Annotated in this window: 16 protein-coding genes; 4 read left to right on the top strand and 12 right to left on the bottom strand. The window is 50.7% G+C overall.

The genetic code is table 11. The annotated features are described in order from the left end of the window. Positions 1 to 29: 29 nt before the first annotated feature. Both K7H08_RS10150 and K7H08_RS10145 read right to left on the bottom strand, forming a co-directional pair. The gene (locus K7H08_RS10150; protein ID WP_231657838.1) at positions 30 to 1,559 is read right to left on the bottom strand and encodes a 3-hydroxyacyl-CoA dehydrogenase; all 1,530 of its coding nucleotides are present in this window, start codon (positions 1,557 to 1,559) and stop codon (positions 30 to 32) included. Further along, the gene (locus K7H08_RS10145) at positions 1,559 to 2,350 is read right to left on the bottom strand and encodes an enoyl-CoA hydratase (protein ID WP_231657837.1); all 792 of its coding nucleotides are present in this window, start codon (positions 2,348 to 2,350) and stop codon (positions 1,559 to 1,561) included. The genes K7H08_RS10150 and K7H08_RS10145 overlap by 1 nt, the downstream gene beginning before the upstream one ends. Positions 2,351 to 2,629: 279 nt before the next feature. On the opposite strand from K7H08_RS10145, the gene K7H08_RS10140 reads away from it, so the two are divergent. The 3 genes from K7H08_RS10140 to K7H08_RS10130 all read left to right on the top strand — a co-directional run bounded on the left by K7H08_RS10140 (position 2,630) and on the right by K7H08_RS10130 (position 5,466). Continuing rightward, positions 2,630 to 3,451, top strand: a complete 822-nt coding sequence (locus K7H08_RS10140) for an IclR family transcriptional regulator (protein WP_231657836.1) — start codon at positions 2,630 to 2,632, stop codon at positions 3,449 to 3,451. Between the two features lie 46 nt (positions 3,452 to 3,497). Beyond that, the gene (locus tag K7H08_RS10135; protein ID WP_231657835.1) at positions 3,498 to 4,649 is read left to right on the top strand and encodes an acyl-CoA dehydrogenase family protein; all 1,152 of its coding nucleotides are present in this window, start codon (positions 3,498 to 3,500) and stop codon (positions 4,647 to 4,649) included. A gap of 103 nt (positions 4,650 to 4,752) precedes the next feature. After that, positions 4,753 to 5,466, top strand: coding sequence for an SDR family NAD(P)-dependent oxidoreductase (locus K7H08_RS10130; RefSeq protein ID WP_198348846.1), 714 nt, complete (start codon positions 4,753 to 4,755; stop codon positions 5,464 to 5,466). Between the two features lie 9 nt (positions 5,467 to 5,475). On the opposite strand, the gene K7H08_RS10125 is transcribed toward K7H08_RS10130, so the two are convergent. The 10 genes from K7H08_RS10125 to K7H08_RS10080 form a co-directional block, all read right to left on the bottom strand. Further along, a complete protein-coding gene (locus K7H08_RS10125) occupies positions 5,476 to 6,882 on the bottom strand; it encodes a hypothetical protein (protein ID WP_231657834.1) in 1,407 nt (468 codons plus the stop codon). A 124-nt stretch (positions 6,883 to 7,006) separates the two neighbouring features. Beyond that, positions 7,007 to 8,515 (bottom strand): tripartite tricarboxylate transporter permease, encoded by a 1,509-nt coding sequence (locus K7H08_RS10120; protein ID WP_198348845.1) that lies wholly within the window; start codon positions 8,513 to 8,515, stop codon positions 7,007 to 7,009. A gap of 31 nt (positions 8,516 to 8,546) precedes the next feature. Next, positions 8,547 to 9,047, bottom strand: a complete 501-nt coding sequence (locus K7H08_RS10115; protein ID WP_198348844.1) for a tripartite tricarboxylate transporter TctB family protein — start codon at positions 9,045 to 9,047, stop codon at positions 8,547 to 8,549. A 104-nt stretch (positions 9,048 to 9,151) separates the two neighbouring features. Continuing rightward, the gene (locus tag K7H08_RS10110) at positions 9,152 to 10,141 is read right to left on the bottom strand and encodes a Bug family tripartite tricarboxylate transporter substrate binding protein (protein ID WP_231657833.1); all 990 of its coding nucleotides are present in this window, start codon (positions 10,139 to 10,141) and stop codon (positions 9,152 to 9,154) included. 495 nt (positions 10,142 to 10,636) lie between these two features. Further along, complete coding sequence (locus K7H08_RS10105) at positions 10,637 to 10,921, bottom strand: cupin domain-containing protein (protein ID WP_038479197.1); 285 nt, start codon at positions 10,919 to 10,921, stop codon at positions 10,637 to 10,639. A 57-nt stretch (positions 10,922 to 10,978) separates the two neighbouring features. Then, positions 10,979 to 11,947, bottom strand: coding sequence for an AraC family transcriptional regulator (locus tag K7H08_RS10100; protein ID WP_231657832.1), 969 nt, complete (start codon positions 11,945 to 11,947; stop codon positions 10,979 to 10,981). 107 nt (positions 11,948 to 12,054) lie between these two features. Continuing rightward, positions 12,055 to 14,028, bottom strand: a complete 1,974-nt coding sequence (locus K7H08_RS10095) for a hydantoinase B/oxoprolinase family protein (RefSeq protein ID WP_231657831.1) — start codon at positions 14,026 to 14,028, stop codon at positions 12,055 to 12,057. After that, a complete protein-coding gene (locus K7H08_RS10090; RefSeq protein ID WP_231657830.1) occupies positions 14,025 to 16,070 on the bottom strand; it encodes a hydantoinase/oxoprolinase family protein in 2,046 nt (681 codons plus the stop codon). Before K7H08_RS10090 ends, K7H08_RS10095 begins: the two co-directional genes overlap by 4 nt. A gap of 262 nt (positions 16,071 to 16,332) precedes the next feature. Beyond that, on the bottom strand, positions 16,333 to 17,682 hold the full coding sequence (locus tag K7H08_RS10085; protein WP_231657829.1) for a purine-cytosine permease family protein: 1,350 nt from the start codon (positions 17,680 to 17,682) through the stop codon (positions 16,333 to 16,335). A 453-nt stretch (positions 17,683 to 18,135) separates the two neighbouring features. Next, complete coding sequence (locus tag K7H08_RS10080) at positions 18,136 to 19,056, bottom strand: LysR substrate-binding domain-containing protein (RefSeq protein WP_231657828.1); 921 nt, start codon at positions 19,054 to 19,056, stop codon at positions 18,136 to 18,138. Positions 19,057 to 19,155: 99 nt separating this feature from the next. On the opposite strand from K7H08_RS10080, the gene K7H08_RS10075 reads away from it, so the two are divergent. Further along, positions 19,156 to 20,148: a YeiH family protein gene (locus K7H08_RS10075; RefSeq protein WP_095603511.1), complete on the top strand. Its 993-nt coding sequence runs from the start codon at positions 19,156 to 19,158 to the stop codon at positions 20,146 to 20,148. The last annotated feature ends 37 nt before the right edge of the window (positions 20,149 to 20,185 follow it).

The raw sequence follows: 20,185 nt of genomic DNA, 5'->3' as shown, positions 1-20,185 counted from the left end.
CGTTTCAACTAACATAATCAACCTCAACATCACCGAACACTCGGTGCTTCATGTAACAGTGATACGCCAAGCGTTGCGCGACGCCGCAGCCACGGGCTTGGCCTATAGCGAGGATCCCCCGTTAAGGCATTGATACGCTCAAGAATGGCAAGCAACCTCTTCGGGCCTAACGCATCTCCCCATGCCAACGGTCCATAGGGATAATTAAGTCCCAATCTAACGGCATTATCGATATCGGTAGGCGTGGCAATCCCACGCTGAGCAATATCACAGGCTAGATTAACCACTGCGGCCAGCACACGTTGAGAGACAAACCCCACGCTGTCACGAATCACGGTCACTCCGGTTCCATCAGAGGCCAATAATGCGTGAGCAGCGTCGCATATCTGCTGTCGCGTGACGGGTGTCATCATCAGTGTGCGATGCCGCTCCAGCCCCATAAATGTGTCAAGGCAGAGTGTGCGTTCAGGGTCGACACCGAAATACGCACTCGCACTCACCGCATCATCACCAAAGGGCAGTAGTAAACAGAGCGCTTCTTCCGATGGTGAATCTGTCCTTTCTACTCGCCCGCCAAGCGACACCAGCAGTGACACGACCTGCTCACGTAGGTCGATATCCTCACATCCCACCCAGAACGGCGGAAAATCACTGATCGTGGGCACAGGCTGTGGCGCCAGCGCGGCGATTTTTTGTCCACCTTCATAGCGATAAAAGCCCACCCCCGTCTTGCGGCCCAGGCGATTCCCTTTCAACATTTGCCGGGATATATAAGAAGGCCTATAACGCGGGTCGTGATAGAACTGCGTGAAAATCGACTCCATTGCAGGGTGCGAAACATCAAGGCCAGTCAAATCAAAAAGTTCGAGTGGCCCCATTCGGAAACCAGCCTCCTCGCGAAGAATCCGGTCGATATCGTCAGGCGGCGCCACCTGCTCTTCTAAAATCTTCAGGCCTTCCGTGCTGTAGGCACGTCCAGCATGATTGACAATAAAGCCTGGGGAGTCCTGAGCACGCACACCAGCATGTCCAAGTTGGCTTGCCAACTCCAGCAGTGTATTAACGACAGTTTCATCGGTATTGACTCCCCCGATCACCTCAATGACCTTCATCAGTGGAACAGGATTGAAGAAGTGAAAGCCGGCCATTCGACTAGGATAAGTTAGCTCCGCAGCAATAGCGGTGACTGACAGTGAAGAGGTATTGGTAGCGAGGATACAATCTCGCGAAACGATCGCTTCGAGGTCGCCAAATAAGCTCTGCTTGATTCCCAGATCCTCGACGATTGCCTCAATAACCACATCGCAATCCGCAAAAGACTTCATCGATTCGGCGATGGTAAGAAGAGACAAAGCGGCTCCAGCAAACTCCCGCGATACTTTGCCCTTGCTAACCAATTTATCGAACGTTCCTTGCAAACCATCACGTGCAGCACGGGCTGCCCCATCGCGGCTATCAAACAGCACGACCTCCAGCCCTGCCTGCGCAGCGATCTGGGCTATTCCAGCCCCCATCACTCCTGTGCCGACAATCCCCAGCCGGTTCACTTTTCTCGCCATTAGGGTTCTCCTCGGTAGCTCGGTTTGCGCTTCTCGATAAAGGCAGCAGCCCCCTCTTTCTGATCCACAGTGTCAAAAAGCAGCTGAAAAGCTTTACGTTCGAGAACCAAAGCGCTCTCTAAGGGCAGATCAGCCCCCATGAGCACCGTTTCTTTGATGTGCTCTAGCGCTAGAGCAGGCAAATGCGCGATTTCTTGTGCCAGTACTGTGGCGCGTTCCAGTGTCCGATCATCACTCACCACTTCGCTAACCAGTCCCATGGCCAACGCCTCTGCCGCTGATACCATGCAGCCGGTCATCAGCATGCGCATGGCCTGAAATTTCCCTACTGCTCGTACTAGCCGTTGCGTCCCACCCGCACCAGGCATTAGACCCAGCTTTACCTCTGGCTGCCCAAACCGTGCCGACTCCCCCGCGATGATGATGTCGCAGTGCATGGCAAGCTCACAGCCACCTCCCAGAGCAAACCCATTAACTGCGGCGATCACTGGCTTAGGACAGCGTGCCACCGGCTCCCAGAAACGCTCATTGTGGCGTAGATGCATTTCAGTCGGAGAAGCCTCAGCAAACTCCTTTACATCAGCACCTGCAACAAACACCTGCTCGCCCCCGGTCAGTACAATGACTCTCACCTCATCCTGCCGGGTTAGAGACGAAAAAAGCTCGGCTAACTGGCACCTCACCGTTCCATTGAGAGCATTCTTGGCATGCGGCCGATCAATACGAACCACCGCCACCCCATCATCAAGCGAGGCAAGATAGACCTCGGAAGAGCGCTGTTTGTTTATCATTCAAAATTTCGCCACCAATAATGTCCGCATTACGGACAAATGTTTTGATAAGAGATAAAACTTACACAGCTTTTGGAATAACTGTCAATCTATCGAAAAACAACCATAATAAAAATACATATTTATCAAATACTTATAATAAATACACAATTTCTAAAACGCTCTATATTGCAACATTAAAATGTCCGCCATACGGACATTAAGACTGCATGATTGACATTTATCGACAACAAGCTGCAAAATCAATCTGTCCAAAAACCTCTAACGAGGCAGAAATCGGTGAAGACAACAGACAATCAGGGCGATTTTCAGATCGTAATAGACCCGATGAATGCGGCGGGCGAGCAGGAGAAAGACCGGCAGTTCGTAACTGCGTTGGCGAGAGGGCTTGAACTACTACGCTGCTTCACTCCAAGCGAGAGTGCCCTAAGCAACCTCGATCTGGCTAGGAAGTCGGGGCTGCCACGCCCCACCGTTAGCCGGCTCACGCATACTCTCGCCCGGCTGGGCTATCTGCGCTCTATATCACGAGGGAAGTATCAATTGGATGTGGGCGTTATGGCCTTTGGCTATTCCATGCTATCCAACCTGCCAATTCGCGCGATTGCCCAACCTTTGATGGTAAATCTCGCCGACGAAGTCGGTGCGACAGTGGCCATGTCTGCCCGAGATCGCCTAGACATGGTTTATCTAGATGTGGTTCAGAGTTCTCTACGTTCCACCATCCGTCGCCAAACCGGTACGCGTCTTCCTCTTCACCAAAGCTCGGCGGGACGCGCCTATTTGGCTGCTCTACCTCCACAAGAGACAGACACGCTAATGGACCACCTACGGGAGTCTTATCCCTGCGACTGGCCTGTTATTCGCAAAGCATTAGAACGTGCTTTTCGAGACTACGCCGATTACGGCTACTGTTTGTCGATTGGAGAATGGCAACGAAAAGTGAATGCCGTTGCGGTGCCCCTCCATCACCCGCAGTTGGGAATTCTGTCGTTCAACTGTGGTGGCCCTGAGTTCCAGATATCACGGGAAAAGCTGGAAGAGTCTATCGGGCCCCAATTAGTCCAGTTGGTCAACGATATAAAGACCCAGATCTCGTAAAACCCACTACTCCAACGATCTACTTACCTTACATTAAGAGGCACACATGATTCGTGACCAGGAAACCATGCAGCTCCTGCTCGACTCCATACGTAGCTTTGTTAAAGAAGCGTTAATTCCACGTGAGGAAGAAATAGCTGAAAGCGATGAAATCCCCGATGACATTGCCTCACAGATGCGTGATATGGGTCTCTTTGGGCTCACTATTCCCGAAGAATATGGTGGTCTTGGTGTGACCATGGAGGAAGAAGTCAATATTGCTTTCGAGCTGGGCAGGACATCTCCCGCCTTCCGCTCCTTCATCGGTACTAACAACGGCATCGGTTCAATCGGCATCCTGCTAGACGGCACCAACGAGCAGAAAGCTAACTACTTGCCCCGATTGGCCAGCGGCGAGATTCTGAGTGCATTCTGCCTAACGGAGCCCGACTCTGGTTCTGACGCCGCCTCGCTGCGCACTACCGCTATAAAAGATGGCGACAACTACTTGATTAACGGTACCAAACGCTACATCACCAACGCCCCGCATGCCGGTATTTTTACCGTAATGGCACGCACTAACCTGGAGGTCAAAGGCGCCAAGAGCATTAGCGCCTTTATCGTTGAAGCCGACACCCCCGGCATTACCATTGGTAAACGCGATAAGAAGATGGGCCAAAAAGGCGCTCACACCGCTGATGTAATCTTCGATAATGTACGCGTACCGGTCAGCGCACTGATTGGCGAACAAGAAGGCGTCGGATTTAAGACCGCCATGAAAGTTTTGGATAAGGGACGCCTGCATATTGCCGCCATTGCCGTAGGGGCCGCTGAGCGTGTTCTAGATGACTCTCTACGCTTTGCAATGGAACGCCAACAATTTGGCAAGCCTATTGCCGAATTCCAGCTTATCCAGGGCATGCTGGCCGACTCCAAGGCCGAGATTTATGCCGCTCGCTGCATGGTTCTAGATGCCGCACGCAAGCGTGATGAGGGCCAGAACGTTAGCACCGAGGCCTCCTGCGCAAAGATGTTCGCTACCGAAATGTGCAGCAGGGTCGCCGACCGCGGTGTGCAAATTCATGGCGGCGCTGGCTATATAAGCGAATACGCCGTTGAGCGGTTCTATCGCGATGTACGCCTATTCAGGCTCTATGAAGGCACCACCCAAATCCAACAGGTAATCATCTCGCGCAACATGATTCGCGACGCTCAATAGCGGGTGTTTGCTGATGACCGTAGGCCTCCCCGTTGCCGCCGGGTCATTCATCCCCCTCGTCCGCTATTCCGCCCTACGCGCCTTTAACTAGAAGGATGTAACCATGCCACAACCCTTTGCTATCGTCACCGGCGGTGCCCGCAACATCGGCCAAGCCATTGCGTTGCGCTTGCAACAAGATGGCTATCGCACCATTGTCCTCGACATTGAGGCGCCAGAGGCAGAATCATTAAAGGCCGATGCACACCTAGTCGACCTGAGTAATATTGATGCGACCCGCCAAGTGCTCGAAAAAATTGCTGACGCCCACCCGGTGACGTGTCTTGTCAATAATGTTGGCATAGTGCGTCCTGCGCTTCTCGACGACACTCGTATTGAGGACTTCGATTCTTTGATGCATCTCAACGTGCGCTCCGCGTTGGTATGTACTCAGTCTCTTCTTCCCTATATGCGGCAGCATGGCCAGGGACGCATTGTTATGAACGCCAGTCGCGTGGTGCTCGGCAAGGAGGCCCGCACTCTTTATAGCGCGACGAAAGGAGCATTACAGTCGATGGCCCGCACTTGGGCGCTAGAACTAGCTGCTGATGGCATTACGGTTAACTGTGTGGCACCAGGACCTATTGCCACGACAGCATTCTGGGAGAACAACCCACCCGACTCAGAGCGTGCGCGCCGTATCATTGAGAACATCCCTGTCCAGCGTATGGGGCAACCCGACGATGTTGCTCAAGCAGTTAGTTTCTTCTGCGACCCACGCAGCAGTTTCATCACGGGACAAACATTATTCGTTTGCGGTGGTGTCACGGTAGGTTGAGGCAATAGCTCAGCTTGCTAATCGAAAAAGTACGGCGGCCATCATCAACGAGGCCGCCAGGAATGCTCCGTTCCAGCGCAGGCCAATTTGACCCGCCGTTATACCTGTGAAGCGCGACATAATCATCATTGCCGCCGTGAACGGCGACGACACCATCGTCAATGACCACCCCACCAGCATCGCCGCCGCCAACAGCGGCAATGACACCCCCTCTAGCCCTACCTGGGCGACCATGCTGGTTAAGAAGGTCACGCTGATAATGGGATTGACGCCTATCTGGGCAAGCACCACGATCAGTAAGAGCGCGAGTGCTGGCAACCAGTTGCCAGCAGCGATAAGGAGTGATGCCACCCCATCGAGCTGGGCCGGATTAAGCAGCGCCACGCTGAGATACCCAAGATAAGCACCTGAACCCAGCGCGACGACCTCATTACCAATCCCACCCAGTACATCAGGCAGACGACGGGAGAGCAAAGCAGTGGCTGACCCCACGCCAGCATGCCCAATATCACGGCACTGCCAGGCCAACCATACCCATGCTCCCAGTGGTACACCGATCACAACAGCCTGAGGCAATCGCAGAGATAGCATGGTGGCAAGTGCAAAAACAAGCAGGACCAGAGCCAGCAGCAGCAGGCTAAAAGCTACTAGCGGCATCAATGAGGGCCTCTCACTCCCTGCTGCGCTGGCTCTCGGACGAGGACCAGCAATCTGATCACAAGCCCACCCCATCAGAAATAACACGACTGCCGATGCCAGCACATAAGGAAAGAGCTCACCCCAGGTCAGCGGTTCCAGATTACCCAAAACCACCGCAACGCCGATACCTAACGGGGAAACCAGAGGTGCCAGGGTAAAGCCGCGTAAGGTTGCCAAGAGCATGCGTCGGCGACGCACCTCCTGCAGCCACACTCGTCCCTGGGCCGAGCCGAGAGTATTAGCCTTATCGATCATCGACATGAACAAGTTCAACACGCCAAAGTTGAGCACGATACCGAATAGGGTAGAACCCAACGAGAGCATCGGATAACGCCATGTGGGAGGCTGCAATAGTAGGCTCTGTCCACAGCGGCGAATGAGTCTCGACCGATAAGCCGGCAAGCGCAGCACCGCAAGTGCCGTCATGAACGCCGCCAGAAAGACAAAGCCATTAGCCGCCTCATAAAGCACTACCCAAGGAGAAGGAAGTCGCCACAGTGCAAAAAATGACACTGCAACACAGGCCAACGCTAGCATGCGAGCCATCGCGCTAAAACGGATCCAACCAAGCACTAGAAAGCCTGCCAAAAGTAGTTGAGCCAAGCTTGCGACCCACGTTGCGCCACTCAACAAATGCACCACGGTTAGCACTGCCACACCCGCTAGCAAACGGCTAGACCATACGTTTGTAACTGGCATCTTTATGCGGGAACTCATGGTTGGCTCCACCTCACTAGTAAAAAAAAGCCGGCACCCTACGGTGGCCGGCTCGATTTCCTTGCGCCTTAAGCCCACTTCGCGGGCTTAAGGCAAAACACCACTTAGCGTAAGGTCGACAGCATCACGCTCCCGCCCCAGGCTCACTCGCACTCTGTTTCGCTTTTTGCCGCGAGGTAATAAAACGATAAAGGGCCAGCAATATGGAGCCTAAGGTTAGAGCGATGAAGAACCAGGTGATCGGACCACGCACGAAAATCGACAGATCGTTGGAACCGATTAACAGCGAGCGACGCAGGTTATCCTCGAACATAGGCCCCAAAATAAAGCCTATTAGGAAGGGAGCAGCCGGGATACCGGTACGATTAAACACATAACCCAGAACCCCAAAAGCCAACATCAACCACACATCGAAAGTATCATTATTGACCGCATAAGCCCCATATACGCAGAACATCAACACAATCGGAAAAAGAATCGATTTGGGAATATCTGCGATCAGGGAGAAGTAACGGATTGCCGCATTCCCCACAAATAACAAGATCACGGAACTGAGCATGATACCGAGGAAAAGTGCATAGATGAGCGGCAGGTTTTCCTGAAACAGCAGTGGGCCAGGGGTCAGCCCATGGACCATGAAGGCTCCCAGGATAATGGCGGTGATCACATCGCCGGGAATTCCTAATGACAGCAGTGGGATCAGCGTGGCTCCAGCGACGCCGTTGTTTCCTGCTTCGGAAGCAGCGACACCTTCTACTTCTCCCTTTCCAAAGCGCTCTGGGTGAGGCGAACGACGCTTGGCATCACTGTACGAGATGAAAGCCGCTGCAGTTGCCCCAGTGCCTGGGATAGCGCCGATAATGACACCTATCAAACTACCTCGAACGATGCTTTTGAGGCTGCCCTTGAGCTCGCTGAAAGACACGCCAGCACCACTCGCCTTGGCACGTAGGTGAGGTATCACCTTTTTGCGATAAAATTCGATAATTTCAGGTATCGCAAACAGACCGATCAATAGCGGAATGAACGAGATACTGTCCATCAGATTGTAGTTGCCAAAGGTCAGGCGCTGCGAGCCAAACACTGAATCGAGCCCTACCAACGAGAGCAGGATGCCCAAAAGAGCCGCAATCAACCCCTTGATCATTGAACCACTGGCAAGCGAGATGATAATAGTCAAAGAAAAACAGATCAGCCAAAAGAATTCCGGCGCACCGAAGTTAAGTGCAATCTTGGCTAAATAAGCAGCAAAAAAGATCAATGCAATATTAGAAATGAAATCCGCAATCACCGACGCATAGAGCGCCATCTTGAGCGCCTTTTTTGCTTCTCCTTGCTGCGCCATCGGATAGCCATCTAGTAACGTACAGGCCGAAGCTGGCGAACCCGGCGTACGAATCAAAATAGCGGTGATTGAGCCGCCATACATACCACCTTTATAAATACCTACCAACAACAGTATGGCCGCGACCGGCTCCATAGAAAAAGTAAACGGTAGTGCCAAGGCCACCGCCATAGTGGCAGTAAGACCCGGGATAGAGCCAACAGTAACGCCAATCACCACCCCTACAGCTATTGCCACAAAGTTCTCTGTGGCCAGAAACAGCTGCAGTACTTCTGTAATGTTTTCCATAAATCACCAGATCTTAAAGGTGGCAGTGAGCTCAGAACGGCCACATCGGCAGCGGCACGTTCATAATCCCCGTAAACAGTAGCGTCACGCCCGCCGGGAAAACGATAGCTAGACCGTAAACCCACCAAGTACGCACCGGGTGGGCGATGAAAAGTATCAAAGTGGCGAGGATGCCACTGATTACCGCGCCTAACATTTCAAACAGGCCAGCGTAAACAATCAGAGATAGTGCCATCAGAGCAAAGCGCAATAATGGACCGCGTTCAAAGCGACGCCCGTTATCCTCCGCATCGTCAGCAATTAGCACACCTTGAATAATCATCAGTACCGAGAACACCAGCAGCAACCAGCCCACAATGTTTGGCAACCAACGCGGCGACATCATCGGATTCTGCATGATGGGGGGTTGACCAATGTAATTGGGAACCAGATAGAAAAGCAGCAGCAGGGAAAAGCCCAGCAGCATAACCCCGGCGACTACATCCCACGGATCCTTGATCAACGTGCCACCGGTAGAGTGAAACTTCGTCATCGGGGTAATCTCTCAACGTAAAGACGTAAAAAAGCTCTACAAGGAAACCAATTGAGGCGAGAGTCGTAACCCCCGCCTCACCATGCTATGTACTAGCCAATGACTTACTCTTGACGAATACCGGCTTCAGTCGCTACTTCGTCCCAGCGAGCAACTTCATCAGTGATGAAAGCTTTGAACTCATCACCAGCGATAGTGCCTTTTTCTGCACCCAGCTGTTCGACAAAGCTAGTGAACTCCTCACGCTCCATCACCTCTTGCAACGCTTTTTGCATGGCAGCTGTCGCTTCTTTGGGGAAAGAGTGATGGGCAATCAGGCCAAACCAAGCGGTAGTGACAAACTGGTCGAGGTTATACTCACCAATTTCCTTGAGGGTTGGCACGTCTGGTAGAAATTCAGAACGCTCAGCTGAAGTAACCGCCAGCGCTCTCAAATCGCCGGACTGAATATGCGAGAACACAGTCGGCATGTTCTCGAAAGAGACATCGACATCACCTCCCAGTAAGGCTGGTAAGGCTGCACCACTGCCAGCAAAAGGTACCGCAGTCATATTGGTTTCAGTCAGCGTCTTAAACAGCTCTCCAGACATGTGGATAGAACTACCCACACCACTGTGGCTAAAGGTCATATTCTGTTCTTTCGCTGCCTCAACAAACTCAAGCACGCTGTTGTAAGGACTGTCAGCAGGCACCACCATCACGTTAGGAATATCAATCATATTCTGAATGAATACGAAGTCCTCGACCGGATCGTAGGTGAGACCAGGATAAATAGCAGCGCCAATGGTATGCCCAGGTGACGCCATTAATATGGTGTGATCGATATCACGACCACCGCGAGCCAAACGGCCAGTAGCAACAGTAGAGCCAGCCCCTGGGCGGTTTTCTACCACCACATTGGTATCGAGCTCTTCCTGCAGCAAGTCGGCCACACGACGTGACAACACATCAGTAGTTCCACCAGGCGCATAGGGAACCACCAAGCGTACATCATCAGTGGGCCAATCCTGCGCCTGAGCAGTGGATACGGAGAGAGATAGTGCGACGGCACCACCGCAGGTGGCAGTGCAAAGAGCGTTTAGAATTTTTTTCATAGTGGACTCTTCATGGGTTAGAGTACTTATAATTTAAGTTCGCAAGACGAACAACTATTCGCGTTTTATACCCATAGGTTACTGCCATCGAACTCATGCCAGAAACCCCGACTTTAGTTTATACCACGCCAAAAATGTGACTCGCTGCTCAAAAATGGCGAGGCTGATGGAATGAGGTCTATCTCATGGTGGGAGCTCAACAGGGCTTTTCAGGGCTTATCGATAGCAATAGTAACTGGCTTACGGACAACCATTCTGACGGCATAGCTCCTTAATGGTCATTCCGCTTTACGTCTCCCAAGAAACCCATGATCTTTTTTCGCAGAAACGCTTCTCCCTACGGCGTCTCAGCCAGTGCGGGCCTGGGGCAGCAAGTTCGCAATGCATTAACCCCGAGGCACACAGTTTTCTTTTCAAGAGGGGAACAACGCGTTTGATAAGCCTAAAAGCGAAGGAAAACGCCTCAAGCCTTTAGCTTACTTGAGGCTGCCTGCGTTACTTCAGTTCAACTTCAACAAAAGAAAAAGCGTTCTCGCCAATATTGATGACATTATGTTCGGTGCCTTCTACACGGTTGTAGCATACACCTGCTTGTAGCATCACTTCACGGTTGCCTTCTGGCGTTTCGAGTAACATCTTGCCGTCATGAATTGGCACAATCACATAATCATGATCGTGACGATGCCAGCCGGTTTCTGCTTCAGGAGGGAAGTCCCAACGGGTGACGATTACTTGATCGTTATCTATTTGTCGCTGACTGCTTGCTTGGGGTCTGGTCATAACATTGCCTCGCACTGATTTAAGTTTATTTTTTGGGGGGAGAAGCTCTAGAAATACCTAAACTACCTGAAACCGCAGTTCACTGGCCGAGTAGCCATAATGCTGTTTGAAGGCTCGACAGAATTGTGCCTGATCGGAGAACCCCCAGCGATAAGCGATCTCACCGATATTAATACCAGTGGGCGTCGCTTCCAGGTCTCGATGGGCTGCTTCAAGGCGCTGCACCTTTACCCATTCACGCACGGTATAGCCCGAACCGGAAAATAGTTTGTGCAGATAACGTAATGAAATGCCGCTGTAGTGGGCGATACGAGCAGGTGTCAAATCAGGGTCACCAAGGTTGGCAGAAATATAGCGCTCGATACGCATAAGATGTGCGGTTTTGAGGTGCGACTGATCACTATTAAGAACACGCTCATCCTGCTCTAAGACGAGTGTTAGCATATTTAACGCCTGCTCAAACAAGCGGTTCTGGTCATTGATACTGCATTCATTGACCCTTTGAGAGCAGATCATTAAGAATTCTACAAAGGCACAGCCAATACCTTTTTCTGCTGAAAAACAGTGCTGCGAATATCGTTCAGGCCTGCGAATTCTGTGCTTCATCGATTGACTAGGAACTTTGAATACCCACATATCATTAGGTAATTCATAGCCAAAGCGGTAAGGGGCATCCCCCTGTTCAACAATAAAATGACCTGGGGGACAATTCAGACTACGGCCGTGTTGAGTAAAGAACACATGGGTGCGCAGTGGAATTGTGACCAGAAAAGAAGCGTGGTCATCTTGTGCTATTTGCGCCTGGCAGCGTGAGTACTCTGCTTGGTAAGAACACAGTCTCGATAGTGAAAAATCACTGCCTTCCGCCTTCCATACTTTCAAAGATCCTTGAAAGCGTGCTTCCGGGTTCCCGTAATTCAGGGTCAGTGGGAAATACGTTTGTGAAACCAACTTGGTCCAGCGTTCCTGCGAGCTGGACATTAACATGGCACTAGAATGGCTTTTATCGATGCTGGCATTATTCATTTTATTCGCCTCATCATCGAGTCGTTAGAGCCCCACCAAAATTTGCGGCGGGGCGACGAGTCGTAGGCCTCAATGGCTTTTATTAATGGCGATAAAAATACCCTGGATCATGCCCAATGGTCCGATGAACGCCTGCGCAGTGACTCACGGTATTGCTGGGTTGATTTTTCAAGCAATTCGCCAGTTCCCCAATCAAGCACCACGCCATAACGACGAATCACATCCAGTACATCTAAATCACCATCACGGTATTGGCGAGCCACTTGTTCAGGCGGTGACTGTAACCATTGATGGCGCTCTTTACGAATCATATCCCGAACTTTAGATGTGCCTTCAGTATCTATCGCATAATCATCAATATCTGCATCGTTTACGGTAATCACCACCCCATAATCTAGCTCAGCCCGAGCCACTGAGACGTAGCCATCAATAACGTCTTCAAGCACCTCTTCAGGCAAACGCTTTAGCGGGTCCCCAAAGCCTCCTCCACCTGCGGAGGGTCGTGTAAACGTATCGCCTGAATGCACTGGCACATTGGAGAATGTTGCGCCCAGATATTTTTCATCTGGAGTGCCTTTATTAATCCACACGCCGTGTGGAACGGAAGGTAGGCCGCCATTAAGCCCCCAAGTTACCGAGCGACCACGGTCACAGCAATAGCTCATTACTGTCTTGTCGACCTTGGTAAGCACTCCTCCTTTCTGCACCCCACATCCACCACGAAAACGCCCTGGGCCACCTGAGTCCATGCCGATTTCATGACACATCGTCAACACTGGGTTAAGACGTTCCTGACCTTCTACAGGCTGCACAGCGAGACCTGTACCAAAAACAGGGGATGTTGCCGAAGACCCATCCTTCGTTTGGCGGCCTCCCCAGCCTCCCGCCATCCAGTCATACCACATAAAGTAGTTAGTTGACTCTGTTCGTCCATCATTACCGCCAATCAACAAATACTCTAAATTGAAGGCACAGGCCATGGCCCGTTCCGGCATGATACCGCTCCATAATTCGAAGACACCATTCATGATTTTTTCGTAGGGGCCCGAGCAAAAGCCAGTCACTGCATGCGGCCAGCCTGCATTAACCACACTGCCCTCTTCACCAATATTTGCTGTCACGGCTCGATAAAAGCCTGAGTTTAGCGGTACATCTGGAAAGAATGTCTTAGTACCCGCGTAAATGGCTGAGTGGGTTGTGCCATAACCAGAATTTAGAAAGGTGGAGACGGCTGGTGCCGAGCCTGATAGGTCATAGTGGATGCCGTTACCATCTAGTTTCAGCTTAATACAAATAGGAACCATGCCTTCTCCCTGTGCAGGATCGACATCAATATAATCCACTGTTTCCCATTCGCCCTTAGGCATGTCCGCCAAGCTTTTCAATACGATACGTTCGACGTAGTCCTGTGTCTCCTGCATGGCTTCGATAACTGTTTCTTTGGAATATTTCTCAACCAGGCGCAGGATTTCTCGTTCGCACACGGCAGTGGCCTCCGCTTGCGCATGCAAGTCGCCCAGTGCCTGACTCGGAGCCCGCGTATTGGAAACCAGCAACTGAGCAACATCATGTAAGAAGGTTCCTTGACGCCAGACCCGTATCGGAGTAATCCGCAGCCCTTCACTAAAGTGAGTACTAGCATTGACATCAAAAGATCCAGGAACATTGCCTCCAATATCCGCCCAGTGCCCTTTATTTTGGGCGAAACCTATAATCTCATCAGCTACGAAAATCGGCCGGATGAAGCTAACATCATTAAGATGAGTACCTCCACGGTAGGGGTCATTAATGGCAAATACGTCACCAGGCTTAATATCATCGGCAAACTCTTCTAATACTGCTTTACATTGAAAGTGAAGAGTGCCCACGTGCACGGCGATATCACCACTGCCCTGCATAACGGTATTACCTTTGGCGTCACACAGTGCAGAAGAAAAATCACGGGAATAAATCACAAACGAATAACAGGTACGCAGGATCTGCTCACTCATGAGATCAACGCTTGTAGCAAACGCATTTTTCAGCACTTCAAACGTAACCGGATCTAGGGTGCCTACGTTAATTTTGTTGGGCATGTTCATGCGCGCTCTCCTGTTTCGATGATCTGAATCCGGATGTTTTTCCACTCATCAATTAACGCCGTCGTGTTAGGGGGAACGACAGTTGTAGAATCCAACTGATCAATAATCGCTGGGCCTGCCAGTTCAAAACCGGGTGGAAGTGTTTCACGTTGATAAATGGGGGTGGCGTGCCACTGGCCATCAAAGAACACATTCCTTTGAGCATGCGGTTCTACGGTTGCACCGACAATCTTTTCAAAGGGTGTGAACGACGGCTTAGGAGTTTTACCAATGGCACGAAGATGCAACTGATAGATTTCGACCGGCTGTGTATCCTGGCGGAATGAGAACTGGCGTTCATGCTCCTGATGAAAGGTTTCCATCGCATCTTTTAGTGAGTGGGCGCTGTTATTCATCGGCACTTGCAGTGAACGCCATTGCCCCTGGTAGCGCATTGAAATCCCTCGCTGAAGCACGACATCTTCATCCGCAACGTTTTCATGGCGCAGGCGATCGGCTGCCTCCTTCTCCAGGCCACAGAACTGATGCTCAAGATCATTAGTATCAGCGCTATCAGCGGATGCGGTATACATCATCGACAGATCATGCTGGATATCCACTAGCAAGCAGCCCATGGCTGATGTAACCCCCGGATTGGGCGGTATGATCACTGCAGGGATACCAAGCTCTCTGGCAACTTCAGCGCCATGCAATGCACCTGCTCCTCCAAAAGCAATCAGGGCAAAATCACGCGGATCGAGACCACGGCGAATGGAAACTAAGCGAACAGCATCCGCCATGTTGGCATTCGCTACCTTTAGGATAGCTTGGGCAGCCTCGGCTGTTTCTAGCGATAGCGGTTGGCCGATTTTATCTTTGATCGCGTCAATAGCTTTATCTCGGTTAAGCTCTAGTGCTCCACCGGCCAAGCTAGTACCCAGGCGATTTAATGCTATGTTGGCATCAGTATTAGTAGGCTCCATGCCACCACGCTCGTAGCAAGCTGGACCTGGATCCGCGCCAGCTGATTGGGGCCCATTGCGTAAGGCACCAGCAATATCGATATGGGCTAGCGAGCCGCCGCCAGCACCAATGGTCAGCACCTCGATGCTAGGAAATACAATTGGGTGGCCGTACTCCACACCCCACTGCTTGGTTACCCGCAGTTCACCATCATGGATTAGGGAAATATCTGTTGATGTCCCGCCCATATCCAGGCCGACTGCATTTTGGTAGCCGCACTGTTCGGCGATATGCTTAGCTGCAATGGCACCGGCCGCAATGCCAGATGCTGCCAGACGTACAGGAAAATGTTTGGCCATCGCTGGTGTCATCGATCCGCCACCAGAGTGTAAAAGCAGTAAATCATTGACGTAGCCACCAGCGGTCAACTCATCATCCAACTGCTTAACATAATCGGATACCAGCGGCCCTAATACCGTATTGGCTACTGCAGTATTAAAACGATCATGCTCAAAAATTTCGGGCAGTATCTCTGAGGACGTAGATACATTGGCGCCGGGAATCTCTTCTTCGAGAATCTGACGCATGCGCTGCTCATTATGTGCATTGGCATAAGAATTCATAAAACATACAGCGATCGTTGTGGTGCCTCGTCGCTTAAGTTTACGTGCCAGCTCTCTCGCCTCCTGCTCATTCAGCGGGGTGACAATTTCACCGGCATAATCAACGCGCTCAGTGACCTCAAAGCGATCACGCCGCCGAATATAGGGGCCGCTTACATCCGCATAAGCATCCCAGAGATTATCTTTAGTACCATCGCGGATTTCGATAACATCACGGAAGCCTTTGGTCGTCACCAAAGATGCCTTTGGGAAGCGTCGTGTAATCAATGCATTCGTAGCGACAGTCGTTCCATGAAAGAACAGGTCTACATCAGCCAGTTCGATTTCACCTCGCCTAACCCCATTGATCACTGCCTGCATGGGATTATTTGGCGTAGAGGGTACTTTAGTGACACGAAACTCTTGAGTGGACGAGTTATAAATACACACGTCAGTGAAAGTTCCACCTGCGTCAACGGCAACTCTTATATCAGGCATATCGACTCCTTATAATTGTTTTACTCATGTTTTTCGCTTGAGGAAAGAAGAAAATATATATTTATATTTTCATGCCAACAAAAAAACCACCTAAAACCAAGAACCCTCATTAATAACCAGTAAAAAAACGTATTAACAAGCTATTAAAAAAAGTCTTAAAAAAACGTGGACAGAGCTGCTCTAAAAGTTAGCAACTTGCTCTCAACTGCCCACGCAAAGCTCTATTCAAACTATAAAATAATTACTTATTAATTGGATGCTACTATTTAAGACTAGCAACATACCACTCTTCTCTTGCAAACTTTAGACCAAGACTATAAGCAACATAGGCAAAAGCAAAAGTGGCTGGAGCAGAGAAGCCAGCGATAGCAGGAATATTCATTATCACAATGCCCGTCAATGTGGCGCCACACCAGGCCAGCAAACCACAAGGATTAAAGGCAGGTATATAGGCGTTATCTAATTCGACATGACCATTGAAACGATCCTGATAGGTTTTGGATAAGATATGCGCTAATGCGACGCCCACCCAAGCAACCACAAAGACCCCTTGATATGCCAACGCCTGGAGGATGTACGAAAATACATCTGCCATCATCAATACATAAGCAATGACACCAATAGCGCACCCAGCAGCCACTTTTGACATCTGAATGCCTGTTACTTTGCGGATAAAGGATTCAAAATTGACGGTTGCAAGATAGAAGTTGGCCGTATTGATACGACTCTGTGTCACCCAAACCAGCAACAAACCACCAAATCCCATCAACTCCAGTAACCCTAGTACGATTGATGCTTCGGAAAGACCGTCCGTAGGTATCATAGAGTCTAATAAAATGCCTACCACCCCACTAAATAGGAAGGTCATAGTGTAGAAAGGAATACCAAAAGTGATATGAGTGTGAAAGCCGGAGTCTTCAGTACGTCCAAACCGCGCATAGTCAAAGGTAAACATCATTAATACCCAGACACCCATATAGTAGGCAAAGGTATGTAACCACCCCAAGCTTGGGGCGCCACTGTCTGGTACACGCGTCAGCCAACCAGTGGGATAACCAAACTCAGCGATCGCCATGCCAACCGCAATCAACATTCCTACTACATAGACCGGCAATAGCACGCCATTAAACTTATCGAGCCAGTGCTGCACACTTCCAAATATCAATGCAACCCCAAAAAACACCACGATTGCAGTAGCTACAGCCATGGGAAGAGTGCCGCTCCATTCAGAGAGCACCAGAGCCATCACGTAACCTTCAAAAACGGCGTAGTAGAGAGCTGTTGCAAAAAAGATCAACGTTGCAACTACAGCACCAAAATGGCCAAATAAAATTTTTGAAAACAAAGCAACTGTTAACCCTGTTTTCATTGAGTAGCGACTGATTACACCATTAATAACGCCATAGGCAATCACCGTCAGCACAATACCGATCAGTGCGTTAGTAGTACCATAGCTACGGGCCATGGCCGCTGCCACCACCATATAAAAAATGGCGCTACAAACTGCCCACCAAGCCATCATTAAATTTAATTTAGGCATTCGGCCTTCGAGTGGAACCGGCCGTTCTGAGAAGTCGAGATCAGATGACTTATTTTGATTTTTATTACTCATTTCACTTTCCTTTATATTGTTTCGTTTATTTTAGAAACAACAGTCCAGCAACAACTTCTCTGTAATTTAAAGAGAGATGTTATTGAGTAGTGAACCGCTATTATGGGGTTAGTTGTTATTGTCCCGTGAGAAAGCGCTGATGCACCTAAACAATAGCTTCTACAACCGATAAGTGTTTGGCCTACGGTGTACTGTCAATTAACCTGACGTGCACCGCAGGCTTCTCTGGGAACAAATTGCCGTCGTTAAGGCATCTGCCTCAATTGATCCAAAGCTTTTTGATAGTGGGCTCGCGCTGCTAACGCCTCTTCAAGCGTGACTTTTAAGAAGCGTACTTTCTGATGAGCTTCTGATGTGACCGAATTGATGCCATTTACTGGCAGCCTGAGCGTGAAAAGCAGTGTCTCCGATAGGCTCTGTGCACGACATATTAGCTGTACATTTCGAACCCAGTTATTGTGGCCTGCCTGACTTTGGAGGATTGCCATGATTATCGATCAAAAAAACCTTAAACGCTTGCCACAACGGGCTCCGATAACGCTCTGGATGCCACACCAATGAAAAAATCCTGGTGAGCTTTAACCCACTGTTCAGCGAAATCAATTCTCCTCTTTCAAGCTCCCCTTCCACACTGCGATGAGAGAGGCAGCCCAAACCGAGGCCAGCTTTCACTGCTTGCTTGATGGCTTCATGCTGACTGAGTTCCATGCGCACCTGCAATCGTTCGACATGATGTAACACAGCAGCCTCAAATACTTCACGCGTGCCTGATCCAGGTTCGCGCAGTATCCAGGCGGCAGCTCTGATATCAGCGTCATCCAGCCACTCCTTCCTGGCAAGGGGATGCTGTGGGGAACAGACAATCACAAGCTGGTCTTCGCACCATGTTTCACTCTTCAGGCGCGATTCGTGGCACTGCCCTTCGATCAGCCCCAAATCGGCATCAAAACGCAGCAGATCCGTAATCACCTCTCCGGTATTACGCAATCGTAGCCGAAGATCCACCCTCGGGTTCTGATTGCTGAAGTATCCCGCCAGAGGGGGGAGCAGATAGGTCCCCGTGGTAGCGCTGGCCGATATATTAAGCGTGCCCTGCAATTGGCTTTCGGGATCCTCAGCGACAGCAACAAAATCGGCCATACCTTCCAGAAGGCGCTCAGCACGGGGTAACAGGTAGCTTCCCATGCTATTGAGCTGCAAGCGTCGGCCTAGCCGCTCGAAAAGCTCGACACCCAGATGACGCTCAAGATCTGAGAGCGATTGGCTAATAGTCGATTGAGACAGTTTTAAGTGATCAGCAGCAGCAATAACCGTGCCGTCACGAGCAACAGCGACAAAAACCTGTAACTGGCGAAAAGTCACATGAGGGGTCATATATCGTTTTTACCGAACAGCCATATGGTTATATGTTGATAACCATACAGCATTTTTGCCCCTATGCTAGCCACGTACGCACCAACAAGAGAAAGCATCATGTGGCAAGGTCTGATTCTGTGTAGCACCCTAACCTTGGCAGGTTTTGGCTTGGCTAACCTCCCCGGACTCGCTTCCAAAGGTATTAGCCCATTGGTATTCGCCTTACTGTTAGGCCTGGCTGTGGGTAACCTGCCTCTTGCACACCGCCTTCCCAGTACTCAACCAGGATTAACATTCGCCACCCGCTGGCTGCTGCGGGGCGGCATTGTACTGTTTGGACTGTCATTAACTCTGCAACAAGTCTTCGCCCTTGGTTTTAAGGTGTTGCTGTTGGATCTGGTGGTGATCTGCAGTGTTCTCATCATCGGCTATCAGATCGGCACCCGCATACTGGGTATGGATCGTGAAACAACACTATTAACAAGTGCAGGCAGTGCCATCTGCGGTGCAGCGGCGGTGCTCGCAACCGAAACGGTCATTCGTTCGCGGCCCGCTGCCTCCTCCATAGCCGTCGCCACTGTCGTACTCTTCGGCACAATGGGAATGCTTGTCTACCCTCTTTTATACCCGCTTGCGGGAATGAACGAAGGTCTCTTTGGGGTCTATATCGGTGCGACTGTCCACGAAGTCGCCCAGGTCGTGGCCGCTGCTGATGCGGTGGGCCCCGAGGCATTGGCCAGTGCTGTCATTGTCAAAATGGTTCGCGTGATACTGCTGCTGCCCTTCCTATTGATCGTCGGGCAATGGTGGCTTCGTCAGCAGGCCCGTGACTCAGGATCAGAGGCGGGCAAGCCCATAATCCCCTGGTTTGCCTTCGGGTTCATCGCCATGATTGTGTTCAACAGTGTTATCCACTTGCCTAGCAGCCTCCATCAGATACTCGTTCTGGCGGGTCAGATTGCGTTGACCATGGCCATGGCCGCACTGGGGTTTGAAACCCGAGTCGAAAAGCTCAAGGAGTTGGGTATCCGCCCTTTTATACTGGGGTTCATCCTGTTTGGCTTACTTCTGGTGGGAGGTGGCCTAGCCAGTCAGCTTCTGATGGGCTGAACAGAGGCTGCACCATCTCACACCTCCTCGCCTCTAC

It is taken from the genome of Halomonas sp. IOP_6, from assembly GCF_021151565.1.
Taxonomy (GTDB): domain Bacteria; phylum Pseudomonadota; class Gammaproteobacteria; order Pseudomonadales; family Halomonadaceae; genus Vreelandella; species Vreelandella alkaliphila.
Note: the sequence above shows the minus strand (reverse complement) of the source record. Positions and strands in the feature narration are given on the sequence as shown.